We start from the raw sequence: 16,896 nt of genomic DNA on the forward strand, positions 1-16,896 counted from the left end.
CTGCCCGTCAATTGAACACGTGCTCGGCGCCGGAGAGCCGGACCCGCCCGTCGAACTCCTGACCCGGATACCAGCCCATGCTGTCGATGTCGGTGAAGCCGGGAATGCGCTCCACATGGCGCACCATTTCCTGGCGCATCGACTCGTCCGGGAGCGGACCGGTCATCGCGCCGACGTCGTCCGCGGCGTGCTCCGGGTCGCGCGTCCCGACTAGCGCACACGTGACGGCCGGATGTGAGATGACGTACTTGAGGTAGAACTGCGCCCAGGTCTGGCAGTCGAGCTCCCGGACCGCCCACCGAGGCACCGGCCGGCGTCCGACGACGTCATGCAGTCGGCCCTTGTCCAAGGTCATATGGGCGATGACCGCGACGCCGTGGTCGGCCGCCGCAGGGAGGATCCGCTCCTCGGCGTCGCGGCGGAAGATGGAGTAGCGGACCTGGACGACGTCGACGTTGCCGGTCCGTATCCACGCCTCGATCGCGGGGAAGTAATGGGTGACATGGTGTGTCACGCCGACGTAGCGGATGCGTCCGTCGTCCTTCCATGAGTTCAGGATCGCGACGTTCATCTCGGCATTGGTCAGGCTGTGCACCTGCATCAGGTCGAACCGTTCACGCCACAGGTTGTTCAGCGACTGCTCCAGTCGGCGCTCGGCGTCGCGGCGGTCGCTCAGGTAGGCGCCCGTCGTCCAGATCTTGTTGGCGATGAACGCGTCGTCGGCGATGCCGAGCTCGGACAGGATGTCTCCGAGAACGTACTCGGAGTTGCCGTACAAGGGTGAGACGTCGAAGACGCGGCCGCCGCCGTCCCAGAACCGCTGAACTACGTCGCGCAGATGATCGCGGGGTGCGCCGGGGAGGACGTCGAACGTCATGAACATGCCGAGACCGACGGTGGGAAGGCGTTCATCCGTTCCCGGGATGGCTTTGGTGATCAGGTCGGCGGGACCAGCCTGTCGCGCGGCGGCGGATGGATCCGCCGATCTGCTCGACGACGGGTCGGCGGCGCCTGGGGCGGCCGCGGCGGCGAGTGTACCGATACCGCCGGCGGCGGCCAGCGCGCTTGCGCCGGCTCCCTTCACGAAGGCGCGGCGGCTCGGTGCGGCCGGGCGGGACGCGTGCGGCGTGATGTCGAACGTCATGGTGCTCCTCAGCTGTGGGAACGGCCGAAATGTGGCCTCTGGCTGCCTGGACGGGTGGACCCTGGACGCCGGGGTTCAGGGCCGCGGCCATCGTTCACCGCGGCGGCACGGGTTGTCTTTCACGATCGTGCGCCGATGACACATTCCTGCACGCGGAGAGCGTGGTCTGCCTGTTGGCCGGTGGTCGCATGGTGCGGCCGCCGCCGGCCGTGAGTGTTCGCGCAGAGTGAAGCCGTCGGAGACAGCAAGATCGGACCCTCCCCGGCGCGTCTGCGTGTGTCAGCCTCAATCCCGGCACAGCAGCGGGCTTCGTGCATATCGGGAGGTAGGAGTGACGACGACGGAAACCGCGACATTCCCCGTCATGTTCACCAGCGGCGGCGACACCATCGCCGGGCGGGTGCACCGGCGGGCGGAGAGCATCACCGAACGGCAACCGGCCGTGCTGGTCACCGGTTCGTGGCTGACGGTGAAGGAGCAGATGGCCGACCGCTACGCGGCCGAACTGGCGCAGCGCGGGTACACGGCCATCACGTTCGACTTCGCCGGCTGGGGCGAGAGCGGTGGCGGCATGCGCCACGCCGAGCTGCCGAGCCGCAAGATCGCCGACGTCCGTGCGGCCGCCGAGTTCGTGTCGACGCTGTCGTTCGTCCGGCCCGGCCAGGTCGGTTACCTCGGGGTGTGCGCGAGCGCGCAGTATGCGCTGACGGCCGCCGCCGAGGGGGCGCCGATCAGCTCCTACGCCAGCGTGGCCGGCTGGTTCCACGACACCGGCTCGGTGGCGCCGTTCTACGGCGGGGCCGAGGGTGTTCAGCTCAGGATCGATCGTGCACGGGAGGCGTTCGAGCGGTATCAGCGCGACGGCGAGCTCGTCACCGTGCCCGCGTATGAGGTCGGCAACGACCGGGCGGGCATGTTCTTCGAGCTGGACTACTACGGGGACCCGGCGCGCGGCGCCGTTCCCACCTGGGCCAACGAGATGGCCGAGGTGAGCTGGATTCCCTGGCTGACCTTCGACGGGGTGGCACGCGCCAGCGCCGCGTCGGTGCCGGCGCTGTTCGTCCACTCCGACGGCTGCGTGTTCCCGGAGAATATCGAACGGCTGCGGCGGGGCCTGCGTGGCCCGGTGGAGGTCGTGTGGGGCGACGGCGAGCAGACGGACTTCTACGACCGGCCCGCGCAGGTGAGTTTCGCGGTCGACGCGCTGGACGCACACTTCGCGAAGACGTTGGCCGGCAGCACCACGGGGGTGTCCGCATGAGCACGAGCGACGCCGGGATCGCCGACGTCGTCGTCGGCATGCTGCGATCCGTCGATGACCTCGACTGGGCGGCCGTGCGTTCGGCACTCGCCGCGAAGGTCTCGGTCGACTACACCTCCCTGTGGGGCGGAGAGCCGGTCGAGATGGACGGCGACGAGCTGGTCGCGTCGTGGCGCCGGCTGGTGCCCGGGTTCGACGCCACCCAGCACATGATCGGGCCGGTGACCGTCACCGGGGACGACGGGCGGACGGCGACGTGCATCACCGACGTCCGCGCGTACCACCGCGTGGTGGACGACGGCGATGCCGCCACGTGGATGGTCGCCGGACGGTACGTGCTGACCATGGAACGCGTCGCTGACCGTTGGCGGATCCGTGGCATCACCCTGCGCACGACCTACGAGGACGGGAGCCGGACGCTCGCCGACACGGCCACGCAACGGGTCGCCGGCGGCCGCGGACGCGGACTGGACGGCGCGTGAGGGGCGGGAGGGCACAGTGAGCGGCTCGTCCGGTGACGGGATGCGAGTAGAGTCCGAAGCCCAGGTAGTACCACCGTTGAGGAGGAACGTCATGGGCCAGGGTGTACACGTTCAGGAACTGCCCGGCATCGGCAAGCGGTACGACATCGACCTGGGCCGTGCGGACCAGCGCGTGTCGGTGGTCGTGCGGTCCGGCGGTGTCCGCGACCTGTACGTCTTCACATCGACGTCCGCTGACCCGACCGCCGTCATCGAGCTCAGCGAGGAGCAGGCCCGGAAGGTCGGCGCGGTGCTGTCGGCCACGTTCTTCGAGGCATAGGCGGGGACCGTGCACGTTGATCTTGTCGGGCTCGGCGCGGCCGTGCTGATCGCCGGCCTGGTAGCACGGGCCGGGCGGCGCGTCGGCTTGCCGACAGTGCCGTGCTACATGGTGATCGGGATACTGCTCGGGCCGGGCACGCCGGGCCCCACGCTGATCGAGCATCCGGAAGACCTCGCGATGCTGGCGGCGCTCGGCCTCATCCTGCTGCTGTTCCACCTCGGCGTCGAGTTCCCGGTGGAGCAGGTGCTGGGAAGCGGACGCCGGCTGTTCATCGCCGCCGGTTGCTACATCGCCATGAACGTCTCCGCAGGACTGGCCTTGGGGTTCGCGCTCGGCTGGGGGACGTCCGAGGCGCTGGTCATCGGCGGCGCCCTGGGCATCTCGTCGTCGGCGATCGCGACCAAGCTGCTGATCGAGCTCCATCGGCTGACCAATGCCGAGACCCCGGTGGTGCTGGGCATCATCGTGATCGAGGACATCTTCCTCGCGTTCTACCTGGCGCTGCTGTCGCCGGTCCTGTCGGACTCCGACTCGGCGGCGGAGATCCTGCGTGACCTCGCTGTGAGCTTCGGGTTCCTGCTGTTGCTGTTCGCCGTGGCCCGCTATGGTGCCCGGCTCGTCGGCGCGCTCGTCGGCACCCGCGAGGATGAACTGCTGGCCGTGCTGGTGATCGGCCTGGTCGTGCTGGTCGCCGGGGTGTCCGAGGAGGTCGGCGTCTCGGACGCGATCGGTGCGCTGCTGATCGGCTTGGTGGTCTCACGGACCGCCGTGCGAGAACGGGTGGAACGGCTGGTGCTACCGCTACGGGACGTGTTCGCCGCGGTGTTCTTCGTGTCGTTCGGGCTCAGCATCGACGTCGGCGATCTGGGATCGGTTGCCGTACCCGTCGCGGTGGCGGTGTGTCTCACCCTGATCGCCAACGTCGCCGGCGGGGTCGTCGCTGCTCGGCTGTTCGGTTTCAACCAGCGCGGCGCGGCGAACATCGGGCTGACCATCCTGGGCCGAGGGGAGTTCTCGCTCATCCTCGCCACGCTGGCGCTCGGCGCCGGGCTGGACGCCCGGATCGGCCCGTTCGTGGCGCTGTACGTGCTGGTACTGGCGATTCTCAGCCCGCTGCTCGCGGCGAACTCTCACTACCTGGCGCGCATCATGCCGGACGCGCTGTTGCGCCCAGGCTGGCGATACGTGCGCGAGGAGACGATCAGCACCTCCTGCACGCATCTGGACCAGATCAAGATCACCACGACGGACGTCGACGTCTGCCCGGCGTGCGTGGCCGACGGCGAACAGTGGGTGGAGCTGCGGTTGTGCGTGACGTGCGGGAACGTCGGCTGCTGTGACGACTCACCGGCCCGGCACGCGAGTGCCCACGCGGCGGGTACGGGTCACCCGATCATGCAGTCGCTCGAGGACGGCGAGGATTGGCGGTGGTGTTTCGTCGACGAGACCCTCGTCAGGGCACCGGCCGGCACGCCGGTCGAGGCCGGCGAAAAGTGACACAGGTGGCGTCGTTGCGGCAATGGAGATGATTGGCATGTATCTGGTGACAGGTGCTACCGGCAACGTCGGCGCGGAGGTCGTGCGCACACTGTTGGGTATGGGTGCGCAGGTCAGAGCGCTGGTCCGGGAACCCGGCAAGGTGATCGTGCCGGCCGGTGCCGAGGCGGTCTCGGGCGATCTGAACCGTCCGGAGACCCTACGGAGTGGCCTGCGCGGTGTCCGCGGCATGTTCCTGCTTCCCGGTTACCGGGACATGGCTGGCGTCCTGGAGGAGGCTCACAAGGCCGGCGTCGAGCACGTCGTCCAGCTCTCCGGCCGCTCGGCCGCGACCGAAGACATGAGCAACGCCATCACGCGTTACATGGTGAATACCGAAACGGCCCTTCGCGCGTCGGATCTGCCGTGGACCATCGTGCGACCCAGCGGGTTCATGTCCAACACGTTCGAATGGGCGCCGACGATCAAGGCCGGCGAGGTCATCCGTGCACCGTTCGCGGATGTGCCGGTGGCGGTGATAGATCCCGCCGACATCGGCGCTGTCGTCGCGCACGCACTCGTCGCCGACGGGCATCAGGGGCGCGTCTACTCGCTCTCCGGGCCGGAACCGCTCACGCCCGCCGACCGGGCCCGGATTCTCGGCGAGGTACTCGGCCGGACGCTGCCCTTCGAAGCTCAGCCGGATGCGGAGGCGCGTGTAGAGATGAGTGCGGCCATGCCGCCGGAGTACGTCGACGCGTTCTTCGACTTCTACGTCGACGGCAACCTCGACGAGTCACCGGTGCTGCCAACGGTCGAGCAGGTCATCGGGCGCCCACCCCGCACCTTTGAGCAATGGGCCACCGCCCACGCACACGCCTTCCGTCGATCATGATCATGAACAGAAACCGTTCATATGGCACGGTTTCTGTTCATGATCATGGAACGATTCCGCGCCGCCGAATCCTCCGACAAAAGGACGCCACCCCTAAATGATCATGTGAAGTGGGTTTTCTCCAGCTCTACCATGTCTGCAGGCATGGTAGTGCGCGAAGAAACCTACTTCACATGATCATTTGGTGGGGTGGGTTAGAAGCGGAGCCAGGTGCCGGTGAGGGGTTGTTGTTCAACGCCGGGTTTGGTGTAGTCGCAGACGCCGTCGGTGAAGATCTGGTTCAGGCGTTGCCATTGGGTGTCGGTGAACTGGGCGGTGTAGTCGTCGGGGTCGGGCTCTTTGAGCTGGCACTTGATGATGTCGGCGGCGACGCTTTCGCCGGCGACCTCGCGGGGGAAGGAGGCTGAGGGGTAGAGCTGTTCGCATGCGCTGTCCGGGTCGCGGTCCAGCGGTTGGGCGATGAACGACGGCTCTGCGTCGCGGGTGTTGCAGCCTTCGACGAGTTCGGCCGGCCGGTTGGCGGCGATCTTGTCGATCGGTGCGGTGTTGCTGGTGTCGGTGGCGATGTTGCGTAGCCAGTGGTCCATCTGGGTGATGGCGTGGCGCAGTAGCGGGCTGCTGGTACTGAATCCGCCGTAGCGGCTGTCTTCCAGCAGGCTGACGTGGTTCACCGTGGTGCCGTTGGCCTTCATCAGCCGCTCACGTATGGAGAAGGTGTGGTAGCGGACGTGGATGTCGCCGTTCGGGTTGTCGTCCCGGTACGGGCGGTAGTCGATGATCGGGATCTCGGCGAGGCCGCCGCCTGCGTTGGTGAGTCGTCCGGTCTGGTAGGCGATGCGGGCGGCCTCGGCATCGGCTTCGGTCCGTTCATCGACGATGCTGGCGTCGTCGTCGAACCCGCCGACGTGCTCGTTCAGGTCCAGGAACTGGTCGACGGTGATGGTGCCGTCGTTCAACGCGGCGAGGCCGTATTGGATGCCGACGTTGTCCAGCGGTCGGCGGGCGAACCCGGTTTCCGGGTCGGTGCCGTACACGTTGACCGCGTGGTCATAGACCCCACAACGAACACCGTCCGGGTTCGTGTCGGGGTTGTACCGCATCGCCGCTGGCACGATGCCGCAGAACGCCCGGGGGTCGATCCGGCGGGCACCGTTGGCGACGGCGGGCGCAGTCGCGTAGGTCTGGAATCCGGTCACCGCGCGCTGCTGTTCCTCGGTCCAGTCGACGCTGGCCTTCTCGGTGAAGTAGGTGTCGAGCAGCCACGCGTCGGTGATGAACGGAACGGTGCCGAAGGCCACATCCGGGAACGAGTTTCCGACGACGATGCCGTCGAAGATCCCGGGATAGTTGTCGCTGATCTGGTGCCCCTGGTACGAGCCGCCGGACGAGCCGTACCCGATCACGTGGTCCACGGGGCCGTAGTTCTCGACGAAACGCTCCTTGACCATCATCGCCGACTCGGCCGCCGTCAGATCGGAGCAGTTCACCCCGAACACGTTCAGCGACGACGACATCACCGCGTAGCCCTCGCCGAGCATGAACGCGTCCGTCACTCTCTCGGTCCGGTTGCCCTGGCGGTACCAGCCGTTCACGCAGCCTCCGCCGAGGGTGAAGATCGCCGCGCCGTTCCATCCTTCGGGCCGGGTGGTGAAGTCCGGGTCCGGTTCCCCGATCGGGTCGTGCAGGATGCTGCTCTGGTAGATCGCCCGGTTCGTCGTGCCGGTCTCCATCCGCACGATGAACGGCACCTCGGCGCCGTGCGACGTCACCGTGGTCGCCAGATCATCCGGGTACGACGACGCCCCGTCCGGCCACGGAGCGTAGTCGTCCGACGTCGTCCGGTAGAAGTAATCCACCCGCGGCTCGATCGAGCAATCCTCGTCGATCGGCTCGCCCAGGTTCCCGCCGACCACGGGCACGGTGAACCGCGTGGTCTCGCAGGCGAACGGCTGCTGGTGCGGGCCGGAGAAGACCGGGCCTTCCGCCGCATGGTTGACCAGCGTGAGCGTCGACCGCCGACCGTCGGCGCTGGCCGCCGTGAGCACGTTGTCGCCGACGTTCAATCCCGTGACCACCCCGGTGAGGGTGTGGGCCTCCTCGTCGGCCGCGAGATCGCCGGTGACGTCCCGGCCGTTGACCCTGATCTCGACGTCGCCGAGCTGCACCGCGTCGGCGTTGACGGCCAGCTGCACCAGTGCGTCGCCGCCCGTGACGGTGTCCGGCCGCCCGGAGAGGGTGGACAGCGCGAGCGCCTCGTCGTCCTCACCGTCGCCGGCCGGGTCCGTACTGGCCGCGACCGGCGCGGAGGCCTGGCTCCCGCGCTGCGGGCGGCCGGGGTCCGTGTCGACGACGGCGTACACGCGATGCTCGTAGGCGGTGTCCGGCGACAGACCGGTGCTGGTGAACGCGGTCTGGTCGGCGGGCACCTCGCCGGCGAACTCCCACGCACCGTCGCCGGCCGGGCGCCGCTCGACGTGGTAACCGGACGCGCCGTCGCTGGCGGTCCACCTGACCTCGATGCTCGACGACGACGTGGCGGCGGCTTCGACGCCGGCCGGGGTGTCCGGGACGGGCGCCCGGGTCAGCGTGATGCCGTCGGCGATGACGAAGCCGTCGGCGTCGTTGCTGAGCTCGACCGACCCGGCGGTGCCGGCCTCGAAACGGAACGTGCCGAGGTTGACCCACACGCCCGGGCGGTCGGCGTCGGTGAGGCTGCGGGCCTGGCCGCGCTGGTCGACGCGGACGGTCGTCGCCCCGTCTGCGTGGTTGATCGTGTACGGAGCGTCCGACGCACGGTTCGGGTGCGAGACGTACCACGCCAGCACCTGATATTCGCCGGTCACCGGGACGTCCGTGATCCATCGGGCCAGCCGGCCGTCGGAGCCGGCGGGCGCGGCACGGTAGCTGACGCCGTAGTACGGGTGGCCCTCCTGGCCGGTGGAGCGGCTCCAGCTGCCGGACGCGAGCTGGAAGTCACCGACCGTGTTGTCGTCGACGACGACGTCGCGCACGAGCTCGTGCGAGCCGCCGCCCGACGTCAGCGTCAACTCGTCGAGCACCATTGCGGTGCCGCCCTGGTTGCCCTCGTCCACCAGCGTGAATCGGATCCGGTGGCCGCCCTGGCGCAGCTCGACGCCGCCGTGCTGGTACGTCTGGTAGGCACGGTTGGTGGGGAGCGACGGGTCGAGCAGCCCGTCCTCCAGGTCCTGGCCGTCGATACTGACCTGGACCTTTCCACTGTCCCAGTAGCGCTGGTACCGGACCGCGATCTCGTACGTGCCGGCGGTGTCGACACTGAACGGGATCTCGACCCAATCGCCGGGCTGCGCGGCGTCGTAGCGCAGCGCCTGGCTGCCGCGCGCGTTCTCGTCGGTGATCACGGCGGTGCCGCCGGGACGGTCCGGGTTCAGTTGTGTCTTCTCCAGCGGCAGATGAACGACGGCGCCCTCCGGCGCGGCCTCATCGTTGCCGTCGCTGCCGGTGCTGGCCTCGCCCGTGTCGCCCGCGTCGGCGAGCGCCGCCACCTCGGCCGCGGAGAGCTCGCGGTCGAACAGATACGTGTCGTCGACGGCGCCGGTCAACGGGTTGGCGCCGTCCGGGCGCTGACCGATGTGCACACCCTCGCGGGCGTTGCTGGACACCCGGCCCACCAGGTTGGTGCTGTCGGCCACCGGCTCGCCGTCCACGTACAGTGTCACCGTGTCATGGCCGCGGACCAGGGCGACGTGGTGCCACTCGCCGTCGGCGTAGTCCCCGGGGGCGGCGAGCCCTCGGGTGGTACCGCCGGTGTCGAGCAGGGCGCGCAGCCGGTTGTTCCCCGGTTCGGCGCGCACCCACCACTGCGGGGTGCCGGAGCCCAGCCCGTAGGCCCACATGATCGCCTGCGAGCTCTGTTCCTCGGTGCGGAACCACACCGCGGCGGTGAACTCGTCGCCGGCGTCCAGTACGGACTCCGAGCGGGGGATCTCCAGGTGGTCGTCGGCACCGAGCTGGAACGCGTCACCCACGGCACCGCTCACCACCGTCGGCGAGCCGATCACCTGGGCATGGTTCTTGTTGCCGGACGCGTCGGGCGTGACCGTGTCCACTTTCGGGGCTCGCGAGCCCGGGCGGGTGCGGACGTCGGCGGTGGCGCCCAGCTCGACCGTCTGCTCGGTGAAGGCGGGACCGCTGTTGCCGTCGTCGCGGCCGTCGGTCAGCCAGGCCAGATCGAAGGTGGCGACGGCGACGCGCTGCGGTGCGGAGAGGATCTCCCCGTCGCGGCCGTAGATCAGCACGATGGTGCCGTCGGAGAGGACGGCCATGTCGGAGTAGTACGACGGGCCGGCGTTGACCATCTTCTGGTAGCGGTAGGTGTAGCCCGCGTCGTAGCTCACCCCGATGGTCAGCGCCTCGCGACGGGCGGAGTCCGGCCGGCTGTGCAGCGTGCGCGGTACTCCGTCGGGTCCCTCGAACCGCACGAACCCGGCGTCGACGGTGGTGTACCGCCCGGTGGCCGGCTCCAGCACGGGATCGGACCAGGTGAGCCCGCCGTCGGTGCTGACGGCGCTGATCCGGTCGCGGTGACCGCCCGCGGCCGAGCGCCCGTTCACGACGACCGCACCGTCCTCGCGCTGCCAGATGCGGCTCTCGTTGATGGGGTAGTTGACGTCGACGGGGATGGCGTCACCGGCCTGCCAGGTCTCGCCGTGGTCATCGCTGTAGATCATGGAGACGCCGTAGAGCCGTTCGGCGACGCTGTGGCCGACCACCTCGCGCCGGTGCAGCACCTGCATCAGCAGCCGGCCGTTCTCCAGCTGGATGCCGTGACCGGGGCCGGGGCCGTGCAGCGTCCAGTCATACGGGTTGCCCGAGAACAACTCGTCCAGCTCGACCGGGTCAGTCCACGTCTGCCCGTCGTCGCTGCTGCGAGAGACGTAGATCTCCTGGCGGTCGCCGGAGCAGGTGGTGTTCCCGTCGTCCTGCAGCGACAACCCGTAGAAGAGGAAGATGTCACCGGTTTCCTGGTCGACGACGGGCGACGGGTTGCCCCAGGACTGGCCGTCGTCGGACGGGACGACGACCTGGCTGGGCTGCCACGTCTCGCCGCCGTCGGTGCTGCGGCGCAGCAGCAGCTCGCGCGGGCCGGCGTCGCAGGTTTCGTGCCGGCCCTCGGTGAACGCGAGGATCGTGTCCTCCGGTGTCACGGCGAGTCCGTGCACGTGGTAGTTCTCCAGCGGGTCGGTCTCGGAGTCCCACAGGATGGTCTCCTCGTACGAGCCGTCTGCGGATGCGTCCGAGGGGGCCGTCTGCGTCGCTGCATGTGCGCTGGGCGATGCCGGGGATGTTGCCGACGACGGCACGCCGACGAGCGTGCCGGCGGCGAGGGTGGCCGCCGCGAGCAGCGTTGTCGCCGCGACTCGTCGTCGGGCCGTGAACCGATGTGTGATCATCGTGTGCTCCTAACGTGGGCGGTGTGCATCGATGAGGCTTCCGGCAGGCGTGGGTGGGGTCCTTCGATGAGGACTTCCGGCGGTCGTTTGCTTGATCGGACGCTCGGTCGGTTGCTCGGTCGATCGTCCGTCGACCCGTTGGGTGCCGCCGCGAGGCTCCCCTGGTGGTCCTTTGCAATGCACACATATACGCACCGGTGCGTATATGTGTGCATTGCAAAGGGCGGAGTGGTGTTGTCATCTTGTGGTGGCCTCGACGGGGTCGGAGGCGCTGCTTCCGAACGGCGGGCGACCTGATTCGGTCTCGGAGACGGCGTAGACGCGATGCTGGTAGGTGGTGTCGGGGGAGAGTCCAGCGCTGGTGAACGATGTGGCGTCGCCGGGCACCTCGCCCGCGAACTCCCATGGACCGTCGCCGGCCGGCCGGCGCTCGACGTGGTAACCGGTGGCGTGTTCGCTCGGCATCCAGGTGATGTCGATGCTCGACGACGACGCCACCTCCGCCCGGACGTCGGTCGGCGCCGAGGGAACCGGATCCTGGGTCAGGGTGACGGCATCAGCGATGACGTATCCGCCCGCGTCGTTGCTGAGCTCGACGGTGGCGGCGCTGCCCGCGTCGAACCGGAACGTGCCGAGGTCCACCCAGACGCCGGGCCGGCCGGCGTCGGTGAGGCTGCGGGCCTGCCCGCGCTGGTCGACCTCGACCCTGGTGCTGCCGTCCGCGTGGTTGACGGTGTAGGGCGCGTCCCCGGCGCGGTTCGGGTGCGAGACATACCAGACCAGCACGTTGTAGTCGCCGGTGGCGGGCACATCGGGGCGCCAGGTCGCGGTACGGTCGCCGGTGCCGGCTGGGGCGGAGCGGTAGCTGACGCCGTAGTACGGATGGCCCTCCTGACCTGTGGCCCGGCCCCACGTGCCGGCCCGTTCGAACGCACCCACCGACTCGTCGTCGACGACCACGTCGCGTATGAGGTCGCTCGTGGCCCCGCCCGCGTCGATCAAGGTCAACTCGTCCGCGACGACCGAGGCGCCGCCCAGATGCCCCTGATCGACGACGGTGAACCGGATCCGGTGTGGCCCAGGGGCGAGTTCCACCATGCCGAGCTGGTACGTCTGGTACGCCTGACCGGTGCCGATCGCCGGATCGATCAGCCCGGCCTCCAGGTCCTCGCCGTCGACGCTGACCTGAACCGTGCCGACATCCGCGGACCGGCCCAGCCGGACGGCGAGCTCGAACTCGCCCGGATCGCGCGTGAGCCGGAAGGGCACCTCGACGTAGTCTCCGGGAGTGGTCGCGTCGTAGGTCAGCGCCATGCCGCCGCGAGCGTTGGCGTCGTCGAGGACGCGTGGTCGGCGCGGTGCTCCGGTGCGGGCGCCGGGCACGCCGAGTTCGATCGTGTGCTCGGTGATCCCAGGACCGTCGCCGTCGCCGGTCCCGTCCCCGTCGCCCGTGCCGTTGTCGCGGCCGTCGGTGAGCCACGCCAGATCGAACCGGGCCAGCGCGACACGTTGCGGGTAGGCGAGGACGTCCCCGTCGCGGCCGTACAGGGCGACGACCGTCCCGTCGGAGAGCGTGGCCAGGTCAGAGTAGTACGACGGGCCGGGGTTGACGGTCTTCTCGTACCGGTAGGTGAAGCCGTCGTCGTAACTCACCGCGACGGTGAGGTTCTCCCTCCGGGCGGAGTCGGGACGGCTGTGCAGCGTGCGCCGTACGCCGTCGGGCCCGTCGACGCCGACGACGCTCGAGTCGACAGCGGTGTACCGACCCGTGGCAGGCTCCAGCACCGGCTCCGACCACGTCAGGCCGCCGTCATGACTCACCGACGAGATCCGGAACCGGTGCCCGCCGGCGGCGGCTCGGCCGTTGACGACGATCGCACCGTCGCGGCGCTGGTAGATGCGGCTCTCATTGATCGGGTAGTCGGGGGAGACCGGGACGGCGCCGCCGCGCTGCCAGGTTCTGCCGTGGTCGTCGCTATACAGGGTGTCGACGCCGTAGTGGCGCTCCGGTGCGGGCAGCTGCACCGAGCGGCGGTGCAGGACCGGCAAGATCAGCCTTCCACACGGGGGAGGCGCGACCCGCTCTGCTGCCGGGACGTGCGGTGGTGCTGCGCGGCCGGGCCGGTCTGAGTGCGGTTCTGCCGACGACGCACAGTCGAACTGGATGCCGTGACCTGGTCCCGGACCGTTGAGGATCCATCCGTGCGGGTTGTCGTCGGGGAAGAGGTGACTCAGGCTGGTCGGGTCGCTCCACGTGGCGCCGGAATCGTGGCTGCTGATCACCGAGATGTCCGCACCGGAGGGACCCTGGTAGAACAGGAAGGCCTCACCGGTCTCGTCGTCGACGAGCGCGGTCGGGTTGCTCCAGGTGCGGCCGCCGGACGAGACGATGGTCCGGCTCGGCTCCCACGTGTCCCCGCCGTCGGTGCTGCGGCGCAGCAGGATGTCCTTCGGTCCGCCGTCGGAGAGCGCGTAGCGACCTTCGGTGAAGGCCAGGATCGTGTCGTCGGGTGTCACGGCCAGTCCGTGGACGTGGTAATTCTCGTGCTCGCCGGTCTCGGGGTCCCAGAGTGTCGTCTCGTCGAACCTGCCGTGGGCGCCGTCGTCCGTCGACGCGTGCTGCGCGGCGGTGGGGAGTGCGGCGGTGGATGACGTGCCGGTTACGACGGCGGTGGTGGCGAGTGCGACCGTGAACAGCACGGACGCGGGGGCGCGTCGTCTGACCGCGAGTCTCCTGTCGACCATGGTGTTGCCCCTTCCTTCAGCTGGCGGCGGCCATGATCATCGAGGATTCGGGGTGTTCACACACCTCAAATGCTCGATGATCATGAGGAGGTGGCGCCGTCTCGGGCGATCAGAGTGATCAGGTCGGGACTGATGCGCAGCCCCGAGGAGTCGACGTGCTTGTCGACGGCGCTCAGGCGCACGGTGTGCTGTCCGCGACGTAGCCGCATGCCGCCCAGATGCTCGGTCTTGAACGACCGGACGGACACCGTCGACGTGTCTACCGTGCCGCCGATGCGCTCACCGTCGATCGTCACCGCTACCACGCCGCCGTTGGGCAGATGCCGGAACCGGACATACACGTCGTAGTGCGCCGTGTGCTCGACGTCGACGGGTGCCTCGACATAGTCGCCGTAGTCGGCGGCGGCCAACTCCACCCGCCGTCCGCCGCTTGCCGCCGCGTCCTCGACGACGTTCGCCGCGAGATCGGTCCGGGGCCCCGCGAGGAACGGCAGGTCCTCGAATTCGGCGGAGAGCCGCACCGGCGGTCCGGAACGTGGGGTGTCCGTACCGTCGGTCAGCCAGGCCACGTCGAACGTGGCGAAGGCGATCGTGCGCGAGAAGCTGGGTGTCACGCCGTCGGCGTGATCGCGGCCGTACAGCACGCCGATGCGACCGCCCGGCAGCGCGACGATGTCCGAGTACGACGCCGGCCCGTCCGTCAGCACCTTGTTGAACGGCCAGCTCGCGCCTTCGTCGTAGGAGATCGAGACAGTGAGGTTGCGCCGCCGCGGTGAGTCCGGCCGGCTGAACGCGATCCGGCTGGGTGCGTCGCTGCCGGGGCCGCCAGAGATGCGAGTCACGCCGGTGTCGACCGCGTTGACGGGACGGGCGGCGGCGTCGAGCACCGGATCAGACCAGGTGCGGCCGCCATCGGTGCTGACGGAGACGATGCGCGGATGGATACCGCCGGCGGCGTACCGGCCGAACAGCGCGATCGAACCATCAGGTCGCTCCACGACGCGTGACTCGTTGACCGGATACGCACCGTCGAGGGGGACGCCGCCGGCGGCGTGCCACGTCTCGGCGCCTGGATCCAGCACGACGACGGAGACGCCGTACCTGCGCTCAGGGACCGGGTACGCGATCGCGCGACGGTGCCAGACCGGCATCAGCAGCCGGCCGTCGCTGAGCTGGGTGCCATGTCCGGGACCGGGCATATGCAGTGTCCACTCGTGCGGATTCTCGTCGAACAGCGACGTCACGTCCGTCGGATCAGACCAGGTGCGGCCGTCGTCGTCGCTGGTGACGACGTACACGCGGGATCGGTCTGGTGACCCGCCGGTGTTGCCCGGATCACGGAAGCACTCGGCATGGAAGAGATGGACGCGGCCGGTGGTGGTGTCCACCACCGGCGTCGGGTTGACGAACGACTGAGTCCCGTCGGAGCGGCGGACGTAGCGCAGCTCACCCCAGGTGCGCCCGCCGTCGGTGCTGCGCCGGCAGGCGATATGGTGCGGGTCGGCGTCGTGCTGGGTGATCCGGCCTTCGGCGAACGCCAGAACGGTTCCGGCCGGCGTCGCGGTCAAGCCGAAGACGTGGAATACCTCCAGGCCGTCCTCGCCGGCCTCGAAGACGACGGACTCGGCCACGTCTGCGCCGCCGCCCGTCGAGTTCCCGGGAGAAGCGGCCGTGGCGCGGGCCGGCGGCCCGGACGCGAGCGCCGCGGCCATGGCGGTGCCCGCGCCGAGTGCGAACGTGCGACGACTGATCTGTGCTGGTCGGGGGTTCGTTTCGGACTCTCGGGGACGGGGATCGGGCTGTGCGTACACTGCTGATGCCTCCAGATCGTCTGCCGGGTCGCGTGCTCGTCGACGGGGTTGGCCGGTCCTTCCTTGTGGGGCTGTCCGCGGGTGGTGCGCTGTGTGCCGCAGCGGTGTCCCTGTGCTCGTGTGCGTTGCCGGTGTGCGTGCGGTGCGTCGTCGTCGGTTGCTTCGGCCGCGGGGCGATCACCGCCGCCGGATCAGGTTGCTCTCGTGCGGGCGGAGGTACTCCGCGAGTGCGGTGCGCTCGTCCGGTGTGCACGGCAGCAGCGGCGGTGCGACGTGCGGTGGGCAGAGGCCGCGCTCGTCGAGGATCGCCTTGATCGTGGGCACCCCGGGCCGGATGCGGTGGATGCCGCAGAGCTGGTCGACGACGGTCTGCCACGCATCCGCCGACACGTCGCCGTTGTCCTCGGCCGCGTCCTCGGCCGCGTCCCCGTCCGCGCATGGTGCGCCGGTTGCTTGTGCATGGTGCGCTGAGTGCACGTCCGAGCGTGACGGTGAACCGGTTTCTGGCGACGACTCAGCGCACCATGCTCGATGCAGAGCGACGGCGACGTCCGGGGCGATGTTGGCGATGCCCGGAACGATGCCGTCGGCGCCGCCGCGCAGACCGTCCGCCAGGGCACCCTCGGCCCCTTGCCCCACGCCGAAGTCGGGACGTCGCGCGTGCGCGGTCTTGACCATATGCCGCAGCATGTCGAGGTCGCCTGAGCTGTCCTTGATCCCGACGACGTGCTCCATCTCCAGCAGCGCGTGGAATACCTGGGGCGTGATCGGGTTGCTGTATTTCGGTGCGTTGTAGGCGACGACGGGAATCCCGAGTTCAGCGCAGGCGGCGTAGTGGGCGACGATCTCGTCGTCGCGGTGGTGGAAGTAGATCGGCGGGCTGAGCACGAGGGCGTCGGGCGACGCCGGAAGGACCGCCTCCGCACGGTCCATCACCTCAGCCGTGCCCGCCGCCGTGATGTTGACCAGTACCGGGCCGGCGACGGAGGGACCATCCTGGTCGTGGGTTGCGGTGTGCGAGGAGTCGTGTGTTGCGGTGTGCGAGGAGTCGTGTGTAGCGGTACGCGGGCGCTCGTGCGTTGTGTCGTGTGACTCGCGCCAGAGCGTGGCGGTCTCGACCGTGAACGCGCCGATCGCGTCGGTCGGCAGCAGTGGTCCTTCTCCGTTGCTGCCGAGCAGCATCAACGCGTCCACCCCGGCGTCACGCATCGCCGTCAGCAGTTCCGCACCGGAGCCGACGGCGGTGCGTGGTTCGCCAGGGGCGTCCATCGGTGTCACCAGGGGCACCGTGACGCCGCGCAGAAGTTCCTTGCCGGTCGTCGCCATCT

The 16,896-nt window shown here is 69.3% G+C and carries 10 protein-coding genes and 1 pseudogene; 5 read left to right on the top strand and 6 right to left on the bottom strand.

What is annotated here, in order from left to right; all coding sequences use genetic code 11:
* Positions 1–7: 7 nt before the first annotated feature.
* A complete protein-coding gene (locus tag G1H10_RS07820; protein ID WP_163735119.1) occupies positions 8–1,144 on the bottom strand; it encodes an aldo/keto reductase in 1,137 nt (378 codons plus the stop codon).
* 331 nt (positions 1,145–1,475) lie between these two features.
* On the opposite strand from G1H10_RS07820, the gene G1H10_RS07825 reads away from it, so the two are divergent.
* The 5 genes from G1H10_RS07825 to G1H10_RS07845 all read left to right on the top strand — a co-directional run bounded on the left by G1H10_RS07825 (position 1,476) and on the right by G1H10_RS07845 (position 5,580).
* Entirely contained in the window at positions 1,476–2,405 is a 930-nt protein-coding gene (locus G1H10_RS07825) for an alpha/beta hydrolase (protein ID WP_163735121.1), read from the top strand.
* Entirely contained in the window at positions 2,402–2,887 is a 486-nt protein-coding gene (locus tag G1H10_RS07830) for a nuclear transport factor 2 family protein (protein WP_163735125.1), read from the top strand. The genes G1H10_RS07825 and G1H10_RS07830 overlap by 4 nt, the downstream gene beginning before the upstream one ends.
* A gap of 91 nt (positions 2,888–2,978) precedes the next feature.
* Complete coding sequence (locus tag G1H10_RS07835) at positions 2,979–3,206, top strand: cation:proton antiporter regulatory subunit (protein WP_163735127.1); 228 nt, start codon at positions 2,979–2,981, stop codon at positions 3,204–3,206.
* Positions 3,207–3,215: 9 nt separating this feature from the next.
* On the top strand, positions 3,216–4,706 hold the full coding sequence (locus G1H10_RS07840) for a cation:proton antiporter domain-containing protein (RefSeq protein WP_163735130.1): 1,491 nt from the start codon (positions 3,216–3,218) through the stop codon (positions 4,704–4,706).
* Between the two features lie 37 nt (positions 4,707–4,743).
* Positions 4,744–5,580 carry an NAD(P)H-binding protein gene (locus G1H10_RS07845; protein WP_163735133.1) on the top strand — a complete coding sequence of 279 codons (837 nt, stop codon included), beginning with the start codon at positions 4,744–4,746 and terminating at the stop codon, positions 5,578–5,580.
* Between the two features lie 194 nt (positions 5,581–5,774).
* Here the strand turns inward: G1H10_RS07845 and G1H10_RS34960 are convergent, their stop codons facing one another.
* From G1H10_RS34960 to G1H10_RS07865, 5 genes and pseudogenes are all read right to left on the bottom strand, one after another.
* A complete protein-coding gene (locus G1H10_RS34960) occupies positions 5,775–8,183 on the bottom strand; it encodes a DUF6351 family protein (protein WP_446686743.1) in 2,409 nt (802 codons plus the stop codon).
* Positions 8,169–11,012 (bottom strand): annotated as a pseudogene (locus G1H10_RS34965) (exo-alpha-sialidase); the annotation flags it as partial. The pseudogene G1H10_RS34965 and the gene G1H10_RS34960, both read right to left, overlap by 15 nt.
* A gap of 237 nt (positions 11,013–11,249) precedes the next feature.
* The gene (locus G1H10_RS07855) at positions 11,250–13,757 is read right to left on the bottom strand and encodes a golvesin C-terminal-like domain-containing protein (protein WP_163735138.1); all 2,508 of its coding nucleotides are present in this window, start codon (positions 13,755–13,757) and stop codon (positions 11,250–11,252) included.
* 80 nt (positions 13,758–13,837) lie between these two features.
* Positions 13,838–15,568 carry an exo-alpha-sialidase gene (locus G1H10_RS07860; RefSeq protein ID WP_163735140.1) on the bottom strand — a complete coding sequence of 577 codons (1,731 nt, stop codon included), beginning with the start codon at positions 15,566–15,568 and terminating at the stop codon, positions 13,838–13,840.
* 177 nt (positions 15,569–15,745) lie between these two features.
* Entirely contained in the window at positions 15,746–16,894 is a 1,149-nt protein-coding gene (locus tag G1H10_RS07865) for a dihydrodipicolinate synthase family protein (protein ID WP_163735143.1), read from the bottom strand.
* Positions 16,895–16,896: the final 2 nt, after the last annotated feature.

Source organism: Phytoactinopolyspora halotolerans (assembly GCF_010550675.1).
In the GTDB taxonomy this organism is placed as follows: Bacteria; Actinomycetota; Actinomycetes; order Jiangellales; family Jiangellaceae; genus Phytoactinopolyspora; species Phytoactinopolyspora halotolerans.